The following is a 22437-nucleotide window of genomic DNA, read 5'->3' as shown; positions in this document are numbered from 1 at the left end:
TGCAAAATTACTAAAAATGAAAATACTGTTTTGTAAAACCTTTGTAAACGAAAAAAGACCCGGTTTCGGGTCTTTTAAATATATTTTTAAATACCCCGGTTGATATACGGGATATATCAAGCATGCAATCAGTTATTTGCTCGCCGCGGGTTTAGTTACTACTTCACCAACAATGTTCAAATATTTTTCGGGCGTTACTGCGTTTGATTTAACTACGATAGTTTTATTAAACGGAGCAGCAGCGGCAGCATTGTAAGTGATTTTGATGGTGCCTTTATCGCCGCTTTTTACAGGGGTTTTTGTATAGTCGGCAATGGTACAGCCGCAGGTTGGTCTTACTTCTGTTAAAATAAGAGGCTCTTTACCAATATTGGTAAACTCAAACACGGTAGTAACAGGAGTGCCTTGTGGTATTTTACCAAAATCATGCTTTTCTTCGTTAAATTTAAACTCAGCTTTTCCGCTATCTTGTGCTGATGCGGTAAAGGCAAAGCCTAATATTACCGCGCAAATCATTAATATCTTTTTCATACGTTATATTTGATTATTACAAATATAAAAGGTTTAATGTAATTACAAAACTATTACTCAAACTCGGGGTTTTATCTGTTAGTTTGCTTAATACAGAATAGAATTTTATACTTTTACCGTCTAAACAAAATTTTATATGCCTGAAACTACAACACGCGCTACCAGTAAATTTAATACTGCCGAGCTCAGTTTTGATGATTTCAAGAAGATTGTTATTGATGATTACCGCATTGGTTATGAGAGCCGTCAGGCCAGTTTAATAGGCCGCAGGGAAGTGCTAACGGGCAAGGCAAAGTTCGGTATTTTCGGCGACGGTAAAGAGGTTGCGCAATTGGCAATGGCCAAGGCTTTCCGCGCCGGCGACTGGCGCGCGGGCTACTACCGCGATCAAACTTTTATGTTTGCTACGGGCATGAGCAATATGAAAGAGTTTTTTGCCCAGTTATATGCTAACCCCGATATTGAAAAAGATCCGGCCTCTGGCGGCAGGCAAATGAACTGCCACTACGCTACACGTTTTGTAAATACTGATGGCAGTTGGGTTAACCAGGCCGAAACGATGAACAGTTCGTCGGATATTTCAACCACCGCCGGACAAATTCCCCGCTTATTAGGTTTAGCTTACGCGTCAAAGCTATATCGCCAAAATAAAGAACTGGATTACCTGAAACAATTTTCGGTTAATGGTAATGAAGTTGCATTTGGCAGCGTTGGTAACGGCGCCACATCCGAAGGTTCATTTTTTGAAACTTTTAATGCGGGAGGGGTACTACAGGTGCCTATGGCCATCTCTATTTGGGATGACGCTTATGCTATTTCGGTGCCGGCAAACCTGCAAACTACCAAAGAAGATATTTCTGAAATATTAAAAGGCTTTCAGCGCGAAAATGGAAGCAATGGTTACGAGATCTTTAAAGTGCGTGGTTGGGATTATATTGCCCTTTGTGAAACTTACGAGCGTGCCATTAATATTTGCCGTGAGGAACATGTGCCTGTGCTGATTCATGTTACCGAAATGACCCAACCACAGGGGCACTCAACTTCTGGTTCACATGAGCGCTATAAAAGCAGGGAACGCCTTACCTGGGAGGATGAGCACGATTGTTTGCTAAAAATGCGCGAATGGATGATCACATCGGCTATCTCGACCGAAATAGAACTGGAAGAGCTTGAAGCCGAAGCGAAAAGGTATGTACGCGAATGTCAGCGTGAGGCGGCTAATGAATTAGCTGTCGTAATAAAAAGCGAAATAGAAGAAGCTGCAGCCCTGATCGATGCCTTTGCCGAAACAGTGCCGGATAAAAAAGAAGCAATATCAGCATTATCCGCTGGTTTGCGCTCCAGTATTGATGCCGGGCGTCGCGAAATCTTTTCAGCCATCCGCAAAACATTACGGTTAACGACCACCGAAAATAATGTTGAACGCCAGCTTTTAACAGAATGGTTAAAAGTTGAGAAAGCAAAAAATACGGAACGTTACAACTCAAAGCTGTTTACAGGAACTCCTGAATCGCCTCTATATGTGCCTATTGTGCCTGCTATTTATAGCGATGATGCAAAGCTATTGGACGGAAGAGAAGTATTGAACGCCGCTTTCGATGCCAATTTTGCACGCGATAAAAGTATTGTTGCATTTGGTGAAGATTTGGGTGCGATAGGCGATGTTAACCAGGGCTTTGCCGGTTTACAGGCAAAATATGGCGAAATCCGCATTACAGATACCGGCATTCGCGAAACAAGTATTATAGGGCAGGGTATGGGACTTGCAATGCGCGGCTTAAGGCCGATTGCTGAGATCCAGTACCTTGATTACCTGATCTATGCCATAACCATTATCAGTGATGATATAGCCAGTTTAAGCTACCGTACGATGGGCGGGCAAAAAGCTCCGCTGATTATTCGTACCCGTGGCCATCGTTTAGAAGGGATCTGGCATTCAGGTTCGCCAATGAGTGTTATTTTAGGGTCGATGCGCGGCTTTCATATTTGTGTGCCCCGTAACATGACCCAGGCAGCAGGTATGTATAATACGCTGTTAAGGGGCGACGAACCTGCGCTGGTAATAGAATGCCTGAACGGTTATCGTCTTAAAGAAAAGCTGCCTGCCAATGTCGGCGAATTCACCGTACCGCTTGGTAAAGCCGAGGTTTTGCGCGAAGGCAGCGATATTACTGTGGTATCGTACGGTTCAACGCTGCGCATCGTACAGGAAGCATCTGAAGAGCTTGCAGCAATGGGCATCAATATCGAAATTATCGATCCGCAAACTTTATATCCATTTGATACAGAGGGGATTTGTGGTATTTCATTAAAGAAAACCAACAAGTTACTTGTTGTTGATGAGGATTTACCGGGTGCTGGTTCAGCTTATATCCTGCAAAAGATAATGGAGGGCCAAAATGGCTATTATGCGCTTGATGGCCAGCCAAAAACGCTTACCGCAAAAGAACACAGGCCGCCTTATGGGTCGGACGGTGACTACTTCAGCAAGCCATCTGTTGATGACGTTGTTGAAACCGTTTACGCTATGATGCATGAGGCCAGTCCTTCAAAATATCCCGCTATTTATTAATAACATAACTGCAGGTTGTTGAATCAGTGATTTATAATCTGATTTCAATAACCGTTTTTTATCTGAAATGGACAATACTTTTTTAACTGTTGCCGAGAATATCAAAACCCGTCGTACCGTAAAACCAGCCATGATGAATGGTCATAAGGCACCAAACGGTGATATCGCCGCCCTGCTGGAACTTGCCGACTGGGCGCCAACCCATGGTTTCACCGAGCCCTGGCGCTTTATTGTTTATGAAAACCCCGATCAGTTTTGTGACGAACATGCCGAAGTTTATAAACAGAGCGTATCTGCCGAAGAATTTAATGAGGCTGCATACAATAACCTGAAAACCCTGGGCAGCAAAGTTTCGCATGTAATTATTACGGTAATGCAGCGCGGCGATCTGCCGAAAATACCGCCGTTCGAGGAAGTTGCAGCTGTGTCGAGCGCTATTCAGAATATCCTTTTAGGTGCAACCGCCTTAAATATGGCCTCCTTCTGGAGTACCGGCGGTGCTATCCTGAAACCCGCTTTTAAAGAATTTTTGAATTTGCGGGATGAAGATAATGTAATGGGCGTATTATATCTTGGTTATGCCGACCAGTATCCCGAAGGTAAACGCACTATTCCGCTTGAAAATAAAATTAAATGGGTTAAATAAATTTAATCTATAACCTTTCCTTTTTCCGCTCCGTATAACAGTTTAAAATATTGCTTATTTTTAAATTTATTTTCATTTTAGTAAAAAATATCATGTTGCTGATTTGGATTTCAAGTTTTAAAGTATATTTTTGTATTAATCTGTTAATAGCAGGTTAACCTTTTATCCAAACCCTGTTACTATACCCTAATTAATTAAAATTAAATTAAACTCAGGAAAGCGTATGAGGAAACATTTTTTGTGGGTCACTATGTCGATTTTTTTTCTTTCAGCAACAATTTTAAGCTGGAAATCGGATGGTGCAAACAGATCAGTGAGCGTAAGGAAAGAAAATGCAACGTTTACAACTAAAGAACTATTTGAGCAATACGTTAATAATTTATATGAGGCAGCGCGCCTTAAAGAGGCTGGTTTAGCTTTTAATGTGTTTGAAAAAGCTGTAACAGGCTATACCAATCTGAAGCTTTCGCACCAGGTACCTCAAAGCAGTGACGTGCTCACGGTGGTTGATTTCTCCAAATCAAGCCGTGAAAAGCGTATGTGGATCATAAATTTGTTAAACAAACAGCTGGTGCTTAATACATGGGTCGCACATGGATCAGGCAGCGGGCAGGAAATGGCAAATCATTTTTCGGATGCCAACGATTCACATGAAAGCAGTCTCGGATTTTATGTAACTGATAAGGTTTATAATGGTAAACATGGCCGTTCACTATATCTTGATGGTATGGATGAAGGCTTTAACGGCAATGCCCGTATGCGCAGCATTGTTGTACATGGCGCTAATTATGTTGGGCCTGCTGCTATTAATGAGCAGGGATATATCGGCAGAAGCTTCGGCTGCCCCGCGGTATCGCCAAAAGTTGTTAATAAAGTTATCAATACCATTGCCGGCAAAACCGTTTTATTTATTAACGGAAACGATGAGTCTTACTATTCAAAATACCTGGATGAAACGGGGCCGCTCAACTTAATGGCGAGCGCTGATACCTCATTCAATTTTACAAAGTTTTAAAATCCAACCCAACTATAAACCAAATCATGAAGCCCGGCTTACTCAAAAGTTTGCCGGGCTCTTTTTTATTTGGCCATAAAGCTTTGCAGGTGTGCATAAAGCACTATATCTAAGCCATAAACATCCGGGCGGTATTGGATGGTGCCATTGTCATCTGCCCAGCAGGTTACATACGTGATGTAAATAGGCGTTTTCTTTGGCAAGCCTATATTGGTAGGGTTCGGTTTATCTTCAACCATATCTTTCGAAATGGTGTCGAGGGCGGCGCCTTCTCCAAACAGGTTTTGTGCCAGGCCAAGCGGATCACCTAATCGTACACAGCCGTGACTTACTGCACGCATAGCATGTCTGAATGCTTCTTTATTAGGTGTATCGTGCAGATAAACGCTGCTGCGGTTTTTAAACAAAAACTTTATTTTACCCAGCGAGTTGTCTTCTCCGGGGCGTTGTTTAAACTCGTATTCCAGATTGTCGGGCGTAACCTGCGACCAGTCGATGGTTTCCGGGTCTTCAATCCTTTTACCGTCCTTAAAAACATCTATGTTTTTGTTGGAGAGATAGTAACGGTCCTCGGCAGCCTCAACAATGATTTCTTTTGTGGCAATACTACGGGGAATATTCCAAATAGGGTTTACTTCAACGCTATGGATGAGGCTGTTCAGTATCGGCGTTTCCCGGGGAAAAGGTTTATCGGCCCTCGCTGTATCATCAAAATGTTCAAGTGTGTTCTGGTTTTTCATGTTTCGTCCCTGGCCTACACAAACTTTCATATTTAAAACCGATTTGCCATCTTCCATAACGTCAAGCCTGAAATCGGGGATATTTACAATCACATATTTGGGTTCAAACGGTTTATTTCTCCAACGCAGCCGCTCCAGGCTAACCAATAAGTAGCGTTTGCTCTCCTCGCGGGAAAGGCCTTCGATAGTTGCACTGTCCCTGTATGCTTTTTGCAACGCTAAATATTGAGGGCTTTTGGGTTGGATACTGTCAAGGAATGTTTTAAAGTCTGCCCGGTTTAAAGTCGCAAGCATCGTTGTGCTATCGGGCCGGCGGGTGGCCATAAAATACCTCGAGTAGATCTTTTTAGGATTGATCACTCCGTATTGCAACGCATTGGAGTATTTTATCAAAGCGCCCGCTGTTAACACCTCAAGTTTGGCAACAGTTTCATAGGCTTCATCAATTGTTTTTATAGCCTTTTTGTCTTTGAGTTTGGCTACAAGTGCTTTGATCTCTGCCGATGGATACACAGTTGGATCGAGGCCGTGTTCATTGATTTTATCAAGATATTCTGTTAAAGCTTCGAGATCACCATTGTTTAAGTGGTTTATAACTAAAAGGGGCCGGTATTCGTTCTTTTTGAAAAATGATTCGATAACCAGCGGATTAGCTGTCTTGGACCGGTATTTTGTGAATACTCTTTTAAAAACAGGGATGTATCCTTCAGTATCTGCCTTTTTAAAAATTTCATTTTGTGTGATCCTGAACATATCTTCAGCAATCATTTCATGCTTTTTCTTGCAGCTTTGTAATACAGCAGGTAAAACCAAACACGCGGAAAGTATAATCGGGATAAAGTGTTTCCTAAAGGGAATAGGTATCATATAGACGAAAGATAGTTAAATATTGCTTATGAATAGCAATAGCCATACCATAAACGGCCGCGCTTTTTATTTATTTTTGAACAAAGCCCGTTATCGCCTTTAAGCCGAATAGCCTGTTTAATTAAAATGAAAAAACTACTCCCGCTTGCTCTCATCATATCATTGCCTTTCATGGCATTAGCACAAAGTTTTAAACCAGTAAATAAAGAAGCATCGCTTGAGGTAAATAAATTGCTTAGCTTCCTTTATAATATAAAAGGCAAGCATATCTTATCAGGGCAGCAAAATTATAACAGTGATCGTGACGTTTTTTCAGACAGTGCCAAGTCAATTACAGGACAATATCCTGCCGTTTGGGGCTCTGATTTCATGCTTTGGGGAGACAAAGATCTGGGGCAGGACCTGGTAAACGAAGCTAAGCAAAAATGGCAGGATGGCTATCTGGTAACACTCATGTGGCACCAGGGGCGCCCTTTGGATAACCCGCCATATGATTGGAAGCAAAGTATTCAGGGCAAAATAACTGATGCCCAATGGAAACAGTTAGTTACACCCAATACCGATCTGAATAAAAAATGGCTTGCCCAAATTGACGTGGTAGCTGGTTACCTGAAACAGCTCAGGGATGCCCATGTACCTGTTTTGTGGCGGCCTTATCATGAAATGAACGGCGTATGGTTTTGGTGGGGAAACAAAAAAGGGAACGACGGTATCATCAAGCTCTGGAAAATGATGTACGATCGGTATACCAATTATCATCATTTAAATAATCTGATTTGGGTATGGGGCCCAAACGGTTTGCGCGACCTTCCATTAGATGAAGCGTATGACTATAAAGACTTTTATCCGGGCGCCGATTACGTAGACATTTTAGGCGCTGATATCTATCATTTTGATTATGAACAACGGAATTATAACGATTTGCTAAAGGTTGCTAATGGTAAGGTCATTGCGCTGACAGAAACCGGCGAACTTCCAAAACCCGAAATTCTGGCAGCCCAACCCGAATGGGCCTGGTTTATGGTGTGGACGAGCTGGCTTTGGACTGATAATACACATGAGCGCGTAAGAACCATTTATGGTTTGCCTCAAACGCTGAATCATGAACAAGTGAAAACCATGTTAAATAAAAACTAATGTCTACTCAAAAATTACCTGAAGTTTGGCTTCGCGGACCGCTGGATGATGTGCCGGTCCTGCTTCAACCCGTTGCACACGTGCTGTTACAGGCAAGGGAAGAACTTAATGAATTGATGATCGATTTTCCGGAAAAGCTGCTGTGGGAAAAGCTTGCCGGCATGGCTTCGCCGGGTTTTCATTTGCAACACCTCACCGGGGTACTTAACCGGCTTTTTACCTATGCAAAAGGTGAAGCGCTTAGTGCGGCACAACTAAATTATCTTGCAGCCGAAGGTAAACCTGGTGAACATATCATCGGCGTAGCTGATTTGATAAAGGCGTTTAATAATCAGGTAGATAGTGCTATTGATCAACTTAAAGCTACCGATGCAAATACATTAACCGAGTGGAGAGGAGTAGGCCGGGCGCAATTACCATCAACAGTTATCGGCTTGTACACGCATTCGGCTGAGCATACCATGCGCCATCTCGGGCAGCTATTGGTTACGGTAAAGGTGCTTAAGCAACAATAGCGGCCGCGTCTTTAAGATTTTGTGAGCGATAGGTTACCTGGGCGTTTGGATGTTTATTTTCGGGATCGTATAGAAAAGTATCGATACCCAATTCGCTTGCTGCTTTTATTTCAGATTCCGGATCATCCCCAATAACGAGTACATCTTCGGGTTTGTAATCATATTTCTCCAATATCGACGCGAAAATATCTTTCTTGGTAAGGGGCGAAAGTTCAGGGTCAACAATGTGGATGGCTTCAAAATCTGCTTCAATGTTCAGCATTTTAACTTTGCTCCATTGCAGTTTGGTAAAACCTGTGGTAACCAAAAATTTGGTAACCTTTGCTTCGCGGATCTGTTTATAATCATCAAAAGGCTGCATTGGCCGGTTGTACTCGATGTTATTTAATAGTTCGAGCCCTTTGTTTTTAACGAGCTCGCTAAATTGGTACTTGTCTGCCACCTTTTGATATGGGATGCGCTTCAAATCCTCCTTTGCTTTGTTGATATGATCAATACCTTCGCCGGCTATATGCTGATCAAGAAAATTGAACAGTTCGTTAAACAAATGATCGGCAATGGAACTTACCGGGTATATGGTATTATCAAGATCTAATATGATGGCTTTTTTCATGATAGCAAATTAAGGTAAAACAGGTACTCGTTTAGTGGTATGTATTGACCGTTTCATGATCAAATAGCCGCAGGCCACAATCAGGCAAACGCCACCCAATAGCCACCAAAGCATTTCAAACCCTCCATAGGCGATAACCTGGCTACCCAAAAATGGAGCGATGATCTGCGCACCGGCCCATGACATGCTATATAACGCGGCATACTCACCACGGTTACGCACATTTGAACGGCTTATCCAAAACGTGTTCATAAATGGCATGGAAAGCATTTCACCCATTGTTATCATGCATACAATTAATATGGCTACCAAAGGCACATGCGGCATCAGGTTAAGTAATGCAAAGCCGGCACCGGTAACTAAAATGCCGGAGATGATGTAAGATAAAGCATGGCGTTTACCCTCGAGCCAGTTAATTAGTATCATCTCAACAAGCACGATGAGTATACCATTCAATGCCAGCAGAAAGCCGATAAAACGCTCGTTAAAATGCCATTGTATTTTATAAAATACAGGCTGCATAATAAAAAACTGGAAAAAACAAGTTGCGAACAGGGTTGCCAATAAGATAAACACCAAGTAAAGCCCATCTTTATAAGCCGATGAAACCACTTCATCAAAACCGGCCACTGCTTCTTTGATTGTTTTTGCCACTTTTGAACGGGGCATCAAGGTGAGCAATAATATACCTGCCGCGATATTTGTACAACCATCTACCCAAAAAAGCAAATGATAATTTATAGATGCCAATAATCCCCCTAAACCGCCGCCAAAAGCCCAGCCTAAGTTTGTAGCCAACCGATTAAGCGAGTAGGAGCGCGTTTTGTTTTCTTCTGTACTGTAATGTGCTATAGCCGTTGAATTGGCAGGTCTGAATGATTCGTTGCAAATGCTCAACACGAGGGTGAAAATGGCCATGCTGATGAAATTGGTTTGATAACCAAGGATCAAAAATAGTAATCCGCCGGTAAGCAATGCCCCAACCTGCAAGTCATAAAAGCCTATTTTATTGATCAGCTTACCACCGATGAAGCCGCCGGAAACAGCACCCACGCCAAAAATAGCCATAATATATCCCGACTGCTCAATGGTAAAATGCAGCTGCCTGATGGTATAAATGGTCATGAAAGGTACAACCATGGTGCCACTACGGTTAATAAGCATTACGATGCTCAGGTACCAGCTGTTTTTTGATAGTCCGCTATAGGCTTGTTTGTATAATTGGATAATTGAGATAAGCATGGCTTTACAAAGGTAGGTTATTGGACTGAAAGCTTAAAGCAGAAAGCCAAAAGCAAAAGAAGCTTGGTGAAAATAAAAGGCCGAAAACTCAAAATGTTCTCAGTGGAACGCTTTAAGATTTCGGCTTTTTGCTTTAGGCTAACTGAGCGCTTTTAGCTTAAACGGGCGTTTCTGTTCCTGAGCCAATGATCGGCTAATACAAGGGCTGCCATGGCTTCAACAATAGGTACGGCGCGCGGAACTACGCAGGGGTCGTGACGACCTTTGCCTGATATTTCGGCAGCGTTGCCTTCGCTATCAATTGTGGCCTGGTTTTTCATGATGGTGGCTACAGGTTTAAAGGCTACCTTAAATTCGATAGGCATACCATTGCTAATGCCTCCCTGGATCCCGCCCGAGAAATTGGTAATGGTTTGTATATCGCCCAGGTGCGATTTTACAAAGATATCGTTATGCTCAGATCCTCGCATTTCGCTGCCTTCAAAGCCCGAACCAAACTCAAAGCCATGAACGGCATTGATGCTTAGCATCGCTTTGCCCAAATCGGCATGCAGTTTATCAAACACAGGGTCGCCAAGGCCAACGGGGCTGTTTTTTATATAACAGCTGATCTTGCCACCAACGGTATCGCCATCTTTACGCACACTATCAATAAATTCGATCATCTCTTCCGCAGTGGCCGGGTCGGCACAGCGTACTATATTTTTTTCGCGTTCTGCAATAAAATCCAGGGGGTCGTTAATAAATACGTTTGGTGCATTGATCTTACCTACGCTGCTTACATGGGCAACAATTTCTATACCATGTGTTTTAAGCAGCAGTTTGGCCAAAGCGCCGGCCGCAACGCGGGCGGCAGTTTCGCGTGCAGAGGAACGGCCGCCGCCGCGATGGTCGCGAATGCCATATTTGGTTTGATAGGTATAATCGGCATGCGACGGGCGATATACATCCACGTTGTGGCCGTAATCTTTTGAACGCTGGTCTTCATTGGGGATCAGCATAGCAATAGGGGTGCCCGTAGTTTTATCTTCAAATACACCCGAAAGGATTTTTACCGTGTCGCTTTCTTTACGCTGGGTAGTGATCTTTGACTGGCCAGGCTTACGTTTATCCAGTTCGCCCTGGATATAATCAAGATCAACTTGTAAGCCGGCCGGGCATCCGTCAATAATTACACCGATGGCCTCGCCATGTGATTCGCCAAAAGTAGTTATCCTGAATATTTGCCCGAATGAATTGCCTGCCATAGTTTTAGATATGAAATGTTAGATAGGAGACAGGAGAAAATCCTATCTGAATATCTTTAATTGGTTATTTTATAACTGTCATTGTAAAATCCAGACTTACGAAGTTTTCAAAACTTCGTAAGTCTTAATCTCGCTTGAGATTGCTTTGTTCCCCGCAATAACGCACTTTTGTACGTTTGCGTTAGGCTTTCTGCCTTCAGCTTTAAGCTTCCTTCTCTTCCACTTCAAACCCCTGCTTTTCCAGGTCATTCCAAAAAGCGGGATATGATTTATCAACTACCGGCCCGTTCTCAAATTCCATTTGCGGAAGGATGAGGGCAAGTGGCGCAAAAGCCATAGCCATACGGTGGTCATGATAAGTATTGATGAAGATACTATCAGGTATAAATTTTCCGCTGCAATCAAGCGTGTAAACTTCATCTTTTTCAATCAGTTTAACACCCATTTTGCCAAGCTCTGTTTGCAGGGCCAGGATGCGGTCGGTTTCTTTGATCTTTAAAGTTTCAAGGCCGGTAAAAGATGCTTCATGATTAAGTGCCGCGCAAACAACAATTACTGTTTGTGCCAGATCGGGGCATTCTTTCAGGTCAAATTCGCGGCGAGAAATTGGTTTGTTCTCTTTCTTCAAATGAACGCCGCCATCCCTGAACTGCGAAGTAATACCAAAGTTAGCCATGATCTCGGTGATCACGCTGTCGCCCTGTAAGCTATATGGTGTTAAACCAGTTAAAAATAGCTCGGCCTCATCAGCAAGTGCTGCAATAGCGTACCAATATGAAGCAGCGCTCCAGTCTGGTTCAACGTACAATGATGTTGATGTAAATGGCTGGTTTGCAATTGCAATAATATTACCTTCCCAGGTGTGCTTGATACCAGAAGTTTCAAGCATAGCCAGGGTCATTTCAACATAAGGACGCGAAGTTAATTCACCTTCAATATGCAGCTCCAGGCCTAAAGGTAAAGCCGGGGCAATAAGTAATAATGCAGTAATGTATTGGCTGCTGATATTGCCTTTAATACTGATTTTACCGGTTTGTTGTTTAAAGCCGCCTTTTAGTTTAATCGGTGGGTACCCATCATTTTCTTCATAATCAATATTGGCACCCAGCACGCGCAATGCATCAACCAATATACCTATTGGTCTTTCCTTCATGCGTTTACTGCCGGTTAGGATCACCTCATCTTCCTGAATAGCATAATAAGCAGTCAAAAAACGCATAGCCGTGCCTGCCGGGCCGATATCAACAATTTCGGATTTGCAATTTGCTATTTCGGAATTAGAAGAGGCATCTCCTGCCAAAACCTCTTGACTCTTGGCTCTTGATTCTTGACTCTTCCTTAAGATAGCTGCCAATAAAACAGCATCGGCAGCCTCAGATACATTTTCAACGTGTACTTTGCCTTCGCTTAGTGCTTCGATAATAAGGGCCCGGTTACACTCACTTTTTGAACCTGTGAGGTTAACCGTACCATTAACGATCTTGTTGTTTCTTTTAAGAATGATGTTTTGCATCATTATAAAATTAAGCGTGTGTAAGTTTTTCTGCTGCCTGACCTTGAGCGGCGCCTGCGTTCATTACCTCTGTTTGCCTGCGGATAGATTCGTTGTGAACCAGTTCAAGCAGTTTTTCGGTGAACTCGGCGCTTAATTTCAATGCTTTACCGTAAGTAGTACGTTTTTGCAGGATCTCATCCCAACGGCCAACTTGCAAAATGGTTATATCGTTGTCTTTTTTGTACTGACCGATTTTTTCTGCAATCTGCATACGCTCAGCAATTTTTTGGATCACCAGGTCATCGATTTTGTCAATCTGGTTACGTAGTTCAGCCAGTTTATCGCTCACTTCAGAGTTTTTAACTTCTGGCTTACGTAAAGTTAAATGGTCAATGATATCAGCAAGGGCAGCAGGAGTAACCTGTTGTTTAGCATCTGTCCATGCTACACTTGGATCGATATGTGATTCGATCATTAAGCCTTGCATATCAAGATCTAAAGCTTTTTGTGACACATAACCGATCAGATCCCGGTTACCTGAAATGTGACTTGGGTCGTTAATCAAAGGTAATTCAGGAGCCAGTGTTTTTAAGGCAATAGCAACATCCCACATCGGTTCATTACGGAAAGCTGATTTTTCATAAGATGAGAAACCACGATGAATGGCAGCCAATTTGGTGATACCTGCGTTGTTGATACGCTCTAAAGCGCCCACCCATAATGAAAGGTCCGGATTTACCGGGTTTTTAACCATTACAGGCACATCAACACCTTTTAAAGCATCAGCAATTTCCTGAACTGTAAAAGGGTTAGCGGTTGAACGTGCGCCTACCCAAAGGATATCAACACCCGCTTTTAAAGCTTCTTCAACGTGTTTTGCAGTAGCAACCTCAACAGCTGTTGGCAAGCCTGTTTCTTCTTTGGCGCGTTTTAACCACTCCAAACCAATGCTGCCAATACCTTCAAACTCACCCGGACGGGTACGTGGTTTCCAAATACCTGCACGCAAAGCTGAGATTTTACCTGTTTGGGCTAATAAATGAGCTGTAGCTACTAATTGTTCTTCTGTTTCAGCGCTGCAAGGGCCTGAAATAACCAAAGGTTCCTTACCTGTTTTAATCCAGGTGTTAAGCGGCTGTATGTTTAAATTTAGTTTCATCGTTTTTTTGTTTGTCCGGTGGTAGCCGGGAGTGTTAGTTGATAATTTAAATTATTTAGTTTTTTGGGTTCTGTTTGCCAATTGTCTTTATTATACACTACGCCTGATATTGATATACTTGCGGATGCTCCGTTCGGCCCGGCGAGGTTTTGGGCTCACCGCATGCTCATCATCGTGCCTTTCGTACTCGCCAAGGATATTGAAGTTATGGGTGTACTTAAGGATCTGCCTTATGGAAGCGTCATATTGTTTTTGCTCCTCCCATTCTATATCTACATAAAAATTGTACTCGTTGCGCTTGCCCAAAATTGGCATCGACTGAATTTTGCTCATATTTACGCCTTCTTCGGCAAAAATATTAAGCACTTTAGCTAATGCACCAACTTTGTTACTCACCTGGAAGCATAAAGAAGCTTTGTTAGCCGGTTTCTTCTCGATATTATCATGATGGGTAAGGATCAGAAAACGGGTAAAGTTTCTTTTGTTCGATTCGATGCGACGCTCCAAAACATCCAGGCCGTAAAGTTTCGCGGCTAAGGAATTTGCAATAGCAACCGTATCTGTTAGCTGCTCATCCCTAATGCGTTTAGCACAGGCCGCGGTATCACTGCTTTCCACAATTTTAAGGTGTGGATACTCATCAAAAAAATCAACACACTGGCGCAAAGCAATAGGGTGGGAGGTTACATATTTAATATCCTCGAATTTTACCCCGGGTAAAGCCATCAGGTGCAGCTGGATGGGCAGGTAAATTTCACCAACTACGGGAAAGCCATAATCAAGCAGCAAGGTATAGTTTGGCAGGATGCTGCCGGCAATGCTATTTTCGATAGCCATTACCACATAATCAGCCTCACGGTTTTTTAAACTTTCAAACGTTTGTTTGAAAGAGTTGCATTCAATGGTCTCGGTGTTTTCGCCGAAGTATCTCAATGCAGCTTCTTCGTGAAAAGAGGCCCGGATACCCTGAATTGCGACTTTTGGTTGTTCTATTTTCATAAACCTGCTTAAAGCAAAAAGTCCCGGCTGGTGGGCCGGGACTTTTTAGTTTTTTTATATGTTTGTTTTGTACATATTAGTCCCGGCTCTCACTGGTAAAGTAAAAGTAGTAGCCAAAGAAGTATGCACCTGTTAATTTCATTTGCTTTTTTATTACGACGTAAATGTACGGTAAAAAAAGAGTTTGTCAATAGAAAATTTTATTTTTTGTAAAAAATAATAGGTCAACCAAATTAAATTCTGTGTTCGGCACTTTGGGAGCGTTTGAAAAGAGAATTTTGGGGATAGATTATCTTTATTCCCCAATTTTCCGGAAACTTCTGAATAAGATCCTATCATGGATTAACATCTTAGGTTGTATAAATTCTCCGTTTTTGAACCTGATTTGTACGTTACCCATATTCCGGTCGCTCGTCGTTGTTCTATGAGCAAGTTCTGCTACGTCGGCTTTATTGTACTCTTTAATGTGTTTTTCGTCAATCCCGTAATAGAATATGTGGTTGCCACGTGATATTTGCAAATACTGATTACGACCTTTTATCGCTACAGAGGCTATACTGCCAATAAATATCCCCAGTCGTCCAAGAATTATTAAGAGAAGCGTTATTGGATACGAACCACCGCCAATATGAAGTACGCTTGCACAAAATGCTGAAATGGCAAATAATAGATATATTGAGAAAAAAGCTGCAAGAACAAATATTCTCACAGGGTTAACTCTATAGATAAAGTCACTGGTTATGAAATGTGGTTGATTCCCGATATTAAAGAAGTGTTTTTCAAATGAACTTAGATTGGGTGTCTGTTCAAAAAAGTCGTGCAGGAGTTTGGATGTTAATTGAAACATGGTTTATAGTACTTTCAGATAAACAAAAGAAGCCGTGCATTTGCTACGGCTTCTTTTGTTTTAAGAGGATCTTTTAAATTCTTATCAGAGATTTCTATTAGTCTCTCATATTAATGTATTGCAATGGCTGACCAAAATCCTCGGAACGGCAAAGGCTGATAACAGATTGCAGGTCGTCAATCTTTTTTCCTTGCACCCGCACCTGGTCGTCCATGATAGAGGCTTGCACTTTAAGACCGCTATCTTTAATTTTCTTTACTATCTTTTTAGCAGCTTCCTTATCTATACCTTCCCTGATCTTGATTTCCTTACGGATCATGTTGCCCGATGCATATTGCTCTTTGCCAAAATCCAACGCTTTGGGGTCAAGATGTTGTTTAACCATCCGGCTTATGATGCTGTCTTGTATGGCTTTAAGGCGCATATCGTTTTCAGTAACTATGGTAACCTGGTTTGTTTTTTTATCAAGATCGATAGTGCTTTTTGAATCGTTAAAGTCGTAGCGGTTCAGGATCTCTTTTTTGGCGGTATTTATAGCGTTATCAAGCGTTTGCCCGTCTATTTTACTAACTATATCAAATGTTGGCATAAGTAGTGTGTTGGTTATAAAAGTTTTGCAAAACTAATGTATTGTTAACATACAGCGCAATATTGCAACAAATTGTTTAATTTCTGCAATAAATAATGATGAATGAAAACAGGTTAATTCCTCATGAGTTAATATTAAGTTAACAAATAAATAAGCAGATTTGTAACATCTGGCTGTAAAGCGAGAAATTTTTATGGATAAACAGGTTCCCTTAATTAACAGAGAAATAAGCTGGCTATATTTTAACGATAGGGTTTTGCAGGAAGCGGCCGACCCAACCGTCCCCCTGATAGACCGGATTAGGTTCTTAGCTATATTTTCATCTAACCTTGACGAATTTTACAGGGTGAGGGTTGCTACACTAAGCCGTTTAGCTGCACTCAACGAAAAATCGAAAGAGATACTTGGTTATAACCCTAAAAAGATCCTTAACCAGATCAAGAATATTGTAGTAAGGCAGGAACGTAAATTCAACAACCTGTACGAAAACATTATTGTCAAACAGCTGGCCGAAGAAAAGATCTTTATCCTGAATGATAAACAGCTTAACGTAACCCGAGGTACTTTCGTGAAAAACTATTTCAGGGAGAAGCTGCTGGCTACATTGGTGCCTATTATGCTTAATGACACTTTACCGCTGCCTGAGCTTAGGGACAGGGCCGTTTACTTTTTTGTAAAGCTTACCACCAATAAAAAAACAAGGTTTGCCCTTATTGAGTTCCCGGATAATCTTTCACGCTTTGTTAAACTGCCTGATACCAATAACCTGAAGTTCATTATTTTGCTTGATGATATTATCAGGTACAGTTTGGAGGATATCTTTTTCATTTTTGAACATGACAGTATCGAGGCTTACTCCATCCAGCTTACCCGCGACGCGGAACTTGACCTGGATAAAGAGGTGAGTGAAAAATTTGTCGATTCACTGGCCAAGAGCCTCCAAAAGCGCAAAAAAGGTAAGCCGATGCGTTTGCTTTATGACTCAGAGATGCCTATGGATATGCTGAAATACCTGGTAGGCAAAATGGGTCTGCATGGCGAAAGTCTTATCCCGGGTAACAGGTACCATAATTTCAAGAATTTTATTTCGTTCCCCAACGTTGGCGGACCGGAGCTTGAGTATAGCAAATATATAGCACTGCCTGTGGCCGACCTTTCATTTGGTAAAAGCCTTATAGGGCTCATCGCCAAAAAGGATTACCTGGTAAGCACACCTTATCAATCGTATGATTACGTGATCCATTTTTTGCGCGAGGCCGCTATAGACCCTAAGGTAAAAGAGATCAGCATTGCTGTATATCGTTTGGCCGAAAACTCAAGAGTGGTCCATGCTTTGATCAATGCCGCTAAAAACGGCAAAAAGGTAAATTGCCTTGTAGAGTTAAGGGCCCGCTTTGATGAGCAAAACAATATTCACTGGAGTAACAGGCTTGAAGAGGAGGGCGTAACAGTATTGTACGGTGTGCCCGGTTACAAGGTGCACTCAAAAATATGTTTGGTTAGCCGTACCGAAAAAGGTAAGCTGGCTTATTATGCCTGCCTTTCAACTGGTAATTTTAATGAAAAAACAGCGCAGATCTATGCCGATCATACCCTTTTTACAGCTAACAAAAGAATCACCGATGACCTGGTGAACGTTTTCAAAGCTATCAACAAGGGATTATTACCCAAGGGGCTTAAAAGCTTAATTGTATCCCCAATTGACTCAAGGCCTGCCATTTACAGGTTGATAGATAACGAGATAAAAAACGCGAAAGCTGGCAAACAGGCATATATGATCCTGAAGATGAACAGTCTTGCTGATGAAGATCTCATTAGCAAGTTATACCAGGCGAGTAATGCAGGCGTAAAAATTAAGATGATCATCAGAGGGATGTGCTGCTTAATTGCGGGAGTGAAGGGCTATAGCGAAAATATAGAGGTGATTAGTATTGTAGATAAATACCTTGAACACGCCCGGGTACATATTTATTGCAATGGCGGCAAGGAGCTCATCTACCTTACATCGGCCGATTTCATGACCCGAAATATTGACAACCGTGTTGAAGTTGGCTTCCCGATATATGACGAAAAGCTGCAGCAGGAGATAAGGGATATTATTGATATCCAGCTTGAGGATAACACCAAAGCCCGCGAGATCAACAGTCAGAATACCAATAAATACCACAAAACAAATTCGCCCGAAAGCCACCGGGCGCAAATTGAAATATATAATTATTTAAAAAATAAAACGAAATAACATTGAGATACGCCGCCATTGATATAGGTTCAAACGCCGTGAGGCTGTTAATTGCCGACATAATTCAAAACACCGGATCGGTGTCGTTCAAAAAAAATACATTGATCCGTGTTCCGTTGCGTTTGGGAGACGATGCTTTTATACAGCAGCACATATCTGAGAAAAAAACTACAGAACTGGTTAAATCAATGGTTGCTTTTCGTAACCTGATGGATGTATATAAGGTTACCGATTATTTAGCCTGTGCAACATCGGCCATGCGCGAAGCCAAAAACGGGGAAGATATTGTGAAGCTGATTAAGGGTGAAGCTAACATCGATATTGAAATTGTACATGGATCTAAAGAAGCCAGTATCATTTATGCCAGTCATGCCGAGCAAAATATTGATAAAAGCAAAAACTACCTTTATATTGACGTAGGTGGCGGCAGTACAGAGCTTTCGCTGTTTTCGGCAGGGGAGCTGATCGTTTCGCGTTCGTTTAACATTGGCACCATCCGCATTCTTGATAACCAGGACACCGAAGAAACCTGGAACGAAATGAAGGATTTTGTGCGCGACAATACCCGTAGCTTTAAGCAATTATCGGGCATAGGTACCGGCGGCAACATTAATAAACTGTTCAGGCTATCCGAAGAAAAAGAAGATATGCCGCTAACTTTCGCTAAACTAAGATCATTATATACGTACCTGAGCTCTTTTTCACTGAAAGACAGGATCAACGTGCTTGGCCTAAACCAGGATAGGGCCGATGTAATTATTCCCGCCTGTGAAATTTATCTTACGGTAATGAAAAATGCTAATATCAAAAACATATATGTGCCCAGGGTAGGTATGGTTGATGGAATTATCCAAACTTTAATAGAAAAAAATATTCAATAAACAGGTTAAAATTATTTTAACAAATTGTTTAATAATTTAAAAAGTGTTATTATATTTGTAGTGCCCTCTCAAGGGCATGTTTTTCATAGGTAGATGTAGGGTCGGGTACAAGTTATTCGACCCTTTTTTGTGCCCCTAACTTTTTGTGTGTTTGGGTTGTTGACGGAGTAATTATGAAGAAAAAGATAGTTGTTGCTATTACGGGCGCCAGTGGTTCAATATATGCCAGTCTGCTGCTGAAAAAACTAACTCAATTGCAGGATCAAATTGCCGAAGTGGGCGTTGTTATGTCAGATAATGCCAAAGATGTTTGGAAGTTTGAACTCGACAACGAAGAATACAGCCGGTTCCCTTTTAAATTTTACGCTAAAAATGATTTCATGGCACCTTTTGCTTCGGGTTCGGCAAAGTTTGATACCATGGTAATTGTTCCCTGCTCTATGGGGGCGCTTGGAAGGATAGCAGGAGGGATCTCCGACGACCTGATCACCCGTGCGGCCGATGTGATCCTTAAAGAGCGCCGGAAGCTGGTATTGGTAGCCCGTGATACGCCACTCAGCCTGATCCATATCCGTAACATGGCGGCAGTTACAGAAGCAGGGGGTATCATATGCCCGGCTATCCCATCATATTACAGCAAGCCCCAAACTATAGAAGAGCTGGCTATGACAGTAGTAAACCGGGTTATTGATTTAATAGGTCTGGAAAGTAAAAGCTATGAGTGGAAGGGGATCTGAATTCTACATCACTTCGGTTAAGTATCAATAGTCTATTAATCAGTTGCTTATATAGTATGGTTTTAATCAAAGAAAGTTGTTAGCCAGGCAACATAGTAATGTTTAATCATAAAAAAGTTGCCAATAAAATTGACAACTTACCGAGGGGGCGTTTCTTTTATTTATTGTTAAGCAGCTTTATTATAACTCCAGCATTAATAACTCTACCGTCCAACGGCGCATAAATATTTTTGAACACGGGATTAGAAATCGAGCCAGTATAAATCGGTCCCCATTTATTTTGTCGTTGATCAGTAAGATTCTCGGCATTAATGAAAATAACAAAATGCTTCCACATCTTTTGCACAAGCAGTCCGAAAGTCCAATAATCACGACCTGTTGTGCCACCATCTAATAATTGTGAACCTGTATAAAATCCCTCAACGCCTGCCCGGAAACTGTTTTCCACTTCGTAGGTCAGGTCTGCGTTTAACTGGTGTTTGGGTGTTAATGTCTGAGCACTGCTTAACCCGTTAAAATGGCGTTGTACATCTGTATAGGTATAACCAAGGTAAATCCCTAACTCATCCATCAGCAGCTTAACATTGGTTTCGGCCCCTTTGCTGATCAGGTAACCCGTAGCGTTTATAAAGGCATTATTTTGTAATACCAATGGATCATTCACTTTGGTGAGGAAGAATAGCTGATTAACCTGCAAAAAAGCATCGCCTACTGCGCCTTTATAATTTACATCTGCGTTGGCACCGGCCGAACGTTCGGCTTTGGTTGTGCCAATATTTAATGGCTGCAAATACCGGTAGCCCTGTTCTTCGGCATCGTCATTAAAAATATCTGGCATCTTATAGCCCAGACCGCCGCCTACGCGGCTACTCCAATGTTCATCGAGCGTAAATAGCGTGTTAACGCGTGGCAACAGGAATAACCCGTTTGAACTTGCCGATACCGGCGAGTTTTCGTCAAGCCGAATGCCACTTTCTACAGCTAACCATTTTGTGGGTTTGAAGGTATTTTGAGCAAAAATTCCGTAAGTGTTGCGGCTATAGCTTAAATCTACACTTCTGTCTGGTTGCGACAAATGATCTGTCCAAACATCCGCACAGGCTACCCAGCTTGCAATTTTGCCATTACGGACATAGTTAGCTTCGGTATAAGATGATAATTGATCGCCCTTAAATAGAAACTGCGGCTCAGCGATTGTCCTATAAAAGTAGCCAATCGTATTTTTAAAGTTCAGTTGGTTGTTCGAGTCAAGCTTATGCGTGTAGGAAAACTGCGTGGAAAGACGGTCGCTTAGGTTACGCTCGAAATATTGGTGCTGATTATCGGCATGGCCGTCGATGACCTGCATATCGCCACCTAAACGATCTTCGTGCGTGAGGTTAACACCAAACCAAAGTTGATCGCAGTTGCCTGGTTTTAAGAATACTTTTGACACAAGCGTGAAGCGATTGGTTTTAGGCACTGCCGAAAACCCCGTATTACCCGGATCGTAAGCACCATTATAATTATAAGAACTAAAAATTGTTGTTCCAATGTGTGTCCATTGCTGGCTGTAAAAACCGCTGGCATCGGTGCCTTTGGCCGAATTCTGGTTAAGCAGCAAGGTCAATTCGGGTTTAGCCGCTGGCGTTTTGGTGATCAGGTTAACTAAACCGGCAATAGCCCCACCACCGTAAAGTGTCGATGCCGAACCTTTAATAATCTCGGCCTGCTTCAGGTTAAGTGGCGAAACCTGCACCAAGCTTAACCCACCCGAAAAGCCATCGTACATTGGCAATCCGTCCTGCAATAACTGCGTATAACGACTATCCAGCCCCTGGATTCGGAAACTCGCTGTGCCACTTACCGCCGAAGTCGCTTGTACATGTACACCCGTGATCTCGCCCAGCAGCATTTTTATATCGCCGGGGCGCATGGTGCGTTTTTCGTCCAGTTCCTCAGCAGGCAGCGCTTCGATACGGGTAGGCACATCACTGCGGTTTTGATTGGTGCGGTTGGTTTGTACCACCACCTCCGCCAATTCACCTGCCATTGGCTCCAGGTAAACCTCGATAACAGGCTTGATATTTTTGACTGGCAACACGAAAGTTTTTTCCTGCGGCAGATAACCCACCATACTGAATTTGATCTCGTATTTGCCGCTGGGCAGGTTGAACATAATATGCCCGTTGCTATCCGCAGTAGCGCCTCTTTTTAATTCGTTGATATAAGCCGTAACACCGGCTATGGACTGTTTGGTTTGGTCGTCTTTGACCAGAATAGATAAAATATGCTGTGCACGTGCGGCCACTGAAGCCAGCAACACAGCGCCTAAAAGTAAATAGCGCATGAAATAGCTTAAAACATAAGAAATTGATGATTGAGAA

The 22437-nt window shown here is 42.3% G+C and carries 19 protein-coding genes; 8 read left to right on the top strand and 11 right to left on the bottom strand.

Annotation, left to right across the window (positions count from 1 at the left end):
• Nucleotides 1–132 precede the first annotated feature (132 nt).
• Nucleotides 133–531 (bottom strand): DUF1573 domain-containing protein, encoded by a 399-nt coding sequence (locus ACP26M_RS09440; RefSeq protein WP_426588250.1) that lies wholly within the window; start codon nt 529–531, stop codon nt 133–135.
• A gap of 136 nt (nt 532–667) precedes the next feature.
• On the opposite strand from ACP26M_RS09440, the gene ACP26M_RS09435 reads away from it, so the two are divergent.
• From ACP26M_RS09435 to ACP26M_RS09425, 3 genes are all read left to right on the top strand, one after another.
• Entirely contained in the window at nt 668–3103 is a 2436-nt protein-coding gene (locus ACP26M_RS09435; RefSeq protein ID WP_426588248.1) for an alpha-ketoacid dehydrogenase subunit alpha/beta, read from the top strand.
• Between the two features lie 67 nt (nt 3104–3170).
• Nucleotides 3171–3749 carry a nitroreductase family protein gene (locus ACP26M_RS09430; protein ID WP_426588246.1) on the top strand — a complete coding sequence of 193 codons (579 nt, stop codon included), beginning with the start codon at nt 3171–3173 and terminating at the stop codon, nt 3747–3749.
• Between the two features lie 250 nt (nt 3750–3999).
• Nucleotides 4000–4764, top strand: coding sequence for a murein L,D-transpeptidase catalytic domain family protein (locus ACP26M_RS09425; protein ID WP_426588244.1), 765 nt, complete (start codon nt 4000–4002; stop codon nt 4762–4764).
• 65 nt (nt 4765–4829) lie between these two features.
• On the opposite strand, the gene ACP26M_RS09420 is transcribed toward ACP26M_RS09425, so the two are convergent.
• Nucleotides 4830–6272, bottom strand: a complete 1443-nt coding sequence (locus ACP26M_RS09420; RefSeq protein ID WP_426588242.1) for a L,D-transpeptidase family protein — start codon at nt 6270–6272, stop codon at nt 4830–4832.
• 225 nt (nt 6273–6497) lie between these two features.
• On the opposite strand from ACP26M_RS09420, the gene ACP26M_RS09415 reads away from it, so the two are divergent.
• Together ACP26M_RS09415 and ACP26M_RS09410 are read left to right on the top strand one after the other, a co-directional pair.
• Nucleotides 6498–7508: a glycosyl hydrolase gene (locus tag ACP26M_RS09415; RefSeq protein WP_426588240.1), complete on the top strand. Its 1011-nt coding sequence runs from the start codon at nt 6498–6500 to the stop codon at nt 7506–7508.
• Nucleotides 7508–8023 (top strand): DinB family protein, encoded by a 516-nt coding sequence (locus tag ACP26M_RS09410; RefSeq protein ID WP_426588238.1) that lies wholly within the window; start codon nt 7508–7510, stop codon nt 8021–8023. Before ACP26M_RS09415 ends, ACP26M_RS09410 begins: the two co-directional genes overlap by 1 nt.
• On the opposite strand, the gene ACP26M_RS09405 is transcribed toward ACP26M_RS09410, so the two are convergent.
• The 8 genes from ACP26M_RS09405 to ACP26M_RS09370 all read right to left on the bottom strand — a co-directional run bounded on the left by ACP26M_RS09405 (nt 8010) and on the right by ACP26M_RS09370 (nt 16214).
• Entirely contained in the window at nt 8010–8636 is a 627-nt protein-coding gene (locus tag ACP26M_RS09405; RefSeq protein WP_426588236.1) for an HAD family hydrolase, read from the bottom strand. The genes ACP26M_RS09410 and ACP26M_RS09405 overlap by 14 nt on opposite strands.
• Before the next feature lie 9 nt (nt 8637–8645).
• On the bottom strand, nt 8646–9878 hold the full coding sequence (locus tag ACP26M_RS09400; protein ID WP_426588234.1) for an MFS transporter: 1233 nt from the start codon (nt 9876–9878) through the stop codon (nt 8646–8648).
• Between the two features lie 152 nt (nt 9879–10030).
• Nucleotides 10031–11125 carry a chorismate synthase gene (aroC, locus tag ACP26M_RS09395; RefSeq protein ID WP_426588232.1) on the bottom strand — a complete coding sequence of 365 codons (1095 nt, stop codon included), beginning with the start codon at nt 11123–11125 and terminating at the stop codon, nt 10031–10033.
• 202 nt (nt 11126–11327) lie between these two features.
• Nucleotides 11328–12641 (bottom strand): 3-phosphoshikimate 1-carboxyvinyltransferase, encoded by a 1314-nt coding sequence (aroA, locus tag ACP26M_RS09390; protein ID WP_426588230.1) that lies wholly within the window; start codon nt 12639–12641, stop codon nt 11328–11330.
• Nucleotides 12642–12648: 7 nt separating this feature from the next.
• Complete coding sequence (locus ACP26M_RS09385) at nt 12649–13779, bottom strand: bifunctional 3-deoxy-7-phosphoheptulonate synthase/chorismate mutase type II (protein WP_110583756.1); 1131 nt, start codon at nt 13777–13779, stop codon at nt 12649–12651.
• A gap of 90 nt (nt 13780–13869) precedes the next feature.
• On the bottom strand, nt 13870–14778 hold the full coding sequence (locus ACP26M_RS09380) for a prephenate dehydratase (protein ID WP_426588228.1): 909 nt from the start codon (nt 14776–14778) through the stop codon (nt 13870–13872).
• Between the two features lie 295 nt (nt 14779–15073).
• Nucleotides 15074–15625: a hypothetical protein gene (locus tag ACP26M_RS09375; protein ID WP_426588226.1), complete on the bottom strand. Its 552-nt coding sequence runs from the start codon at nt 15623–15625 to the stop codon at nt 15074–15076.
• Between the two features lie 97 nt (nt 15626–15722).
• Nucleotides 15723–16214, bottom strand: a complete 492-nt coding sequence (locus ACP26M_RS09370; RefSeq protein ID WP_274988748.1) for a YajQ family cyclic di-GMP-binding protein — start codon at nt 16212–16214, stop codon at nt 15723–15725.
• 193 nt (nt 16215–16407) lie between these two features.
• On the opposite strand from ACP26M_RS09370, the gene ppk1 reads away from it, so the two are divergent.
• The 3 genes from ppk1 (at nt 16408) to ACP26M_RS09355 (ending at nt 20071) form a co-directional block, all read left to right on the top strand.
• Nucleotides 16408–18453 carry a polyphosphate kinase 1 gene (gene ppk1 / locus ACP26M_RS09365; RefSeq protein WP_426588224.1) on the top strand — a complete coding sequence of 682 codons (2046 nt, stop codon included), beginning with the start codon at nt 16408–16410 and terminating at the stop codon, nt 18451–18453.
• A gap of 2 nt (nt 18454–18455) precedes the next feature.
• Nucleotides 18456–19334, top strand: coding sequence for an exopolyphosphatase (locus ACP26M_RS09360; protein WP_426588222.1), 879 nt, complete (start codon nt 18456–18458; stop codon nt 19332–19334).
• Between the two features lie 173 nt (nt 19335–19507).
• The gene (locus ACP26M_RS09355; RefSeq protein WP_426588220.1) at nt 19508–20071 is read left to right on the top strand and encodes a UbiX family flavin prenyltransferase; all 564 of its coding nucleotides are present in this window, start codon (nt 19508–19510) and stop codon (nt 20069–20071) included.
• 157 nt (nt 20072–20228) lie between these two features.
• Here ACP26M_RS09355 and ACP26M_RS09350 read toward each other — a convergent pair whose 3' ends face one another.
• Nucleotides 20229–22400 carry a TonB-dependent receptor gene (locus ACP26M_RS09350; RefSeq protein ID WP_426588218.1) on the bottom strand — a complete coding sequence of 724 codons (2172 nt, stop codon included), beginning with the start codon at nt 22398–22400 and terminating at the stop codon, nt 20229–20231.
• Nucleotides 22401–22437: the final 37 nt, after the last annotated feature.

The sequence above is a fragment of the Mucilaginibacter sp. R-33 genome (assembly GCF_049949235.1).
Lineage (GTDB): Bacteria > Bacteroidota > Bacteroidia > Sphingobacteriales > Sphingobacteriaceae > Mucilaginibacter.
Note: the sequence above shows the minus strand (reverse complement) of the source record. Positions and strands in the feature narration are given on the sequence as shown.

Bases quoted from the DNA above. Each gene is read 5' to 3' on its own strand.
- aroC (WP_426588232.1), bottom strand. From the start codon at position 11,125: ATGGCAGGCAATTCATTCGGGCAAATATTCAGGATAACTACTTTTGGC.
- ACP26M_RS09420 (WP_426588242.1), bottom strand. From the start codon at position 6,272: ATGATTGCTGAAGATATGTTCAGGATCACACAAAATGAAATTTTTAAA.
- ACP26M_RS09415 (WP_426588240.1), top strand. From the start codon at position 6,498: ATGAAAAAACTACTCCCGCTTGCTCTCATCATATCATTGCCTTTCATG.
- ACP26M_RS09410 (WP_426588238.1), top strand. From the start codon at position 7,508: ATGTCTACTCAAAAATTACCTGAAGTTTGGCTTCGCGGACCGCTGGAT.
- ACP26M_RS09380 (WP_426588228.1), bottom strand. From the start codon at position 14,778: ATGAAAATAGAACAACCAAAAGTCGCAATTCAGGGTATCCGGGCCTCT.
- ACP26M_RS09355 (WP_426588220.1), top strand. From the start codon at position 19,508: ATGAAGAAAAAGATAGTTGTTGCTATTACGGGCGCCAGTGGTTCAATA.
- aroA (WP_426588230.1), bottom strand. From the start codon at position 12,641: ATGATGCAAAACATCATTCTTAAAAGAAACAACAAGATCGTTAATGGT.
- ACP26M_RS09370 (WP_274988748.1), bottom strand. From the start codon at position 16,214: ATGCCAACATTTGATATAGTTAGTAAAATAGACGGGCAAACGCTTGAT.
- ACP26M_RS09405 (WP_426588236.1), bottom strand. From the start codon at position 8,636: ATGAAAAAAGCCATCATATTAGATCTTGATAATACCATATACCCGGTA.
- ACP26M_RS09440 (WP_426588250.1), bottom strand. From the start codon at position 531: ATGAAAAAGATATTAATGATTTGCGCGGTAATATTAGGCTTTGCCTTT.
- ACP26M_RS09435 (WP_426588248.1), top strand. From the start codon at position 668: ATGCCTGAAACTACAACACGCGCTACCAGTAAATTTAATACTGCCGAG.
- ppk1 (WP_426588224.1), top strand. From the start codon at position 16,408: ATGGATAAACAGGTTCCCTTAATTAACAGAGAAATAAGCTGGCTATAT.
- ACP26M_RS09385 (WP_110583756.1), bottom strand. From the start codon at position 13,779: ATGAAACTAAATTTAAACATACAGCCGCTTAACACCTGGATTAAAACA.
- ACP26M_RS09400 (WP_426588234.1), bottom strand. From the start codon at position 9,878: ATGCTTATCTCAATTATCCAATTATACAAACAAGCCTATAGCGGACTA.
- ACP26M_RS09375 (WP_426588226.1), bottom strand. From the start codon at position 15,625: ATGTTTCAATTAACATCCAAACTCCTGCACGACTTTTTTGAACAGACA.
- ACP26M_RS09350 (WP_426588218.1), bottom strand. From the start codon at position 22,400: ATGCGCTATTTACTTTTAGGCGCTGTGTTGCTGGCTTCAGTGGCCGCA.
- ACP26M_RS09425 (WP_426588244.1), top strand. From the start codon at position 4,000: ATGTCGATTTTTTTTCTTTCAGCAACAATTTTAAGCTGGAAATCGGAT.
- ACP26M_RS09430 (WP_426588246.1), top strand. From the start codon at position 3,171: ATGGACAATACTTTTTTAACTGTTGCCGAGAATATCAAAACCCGTCGT.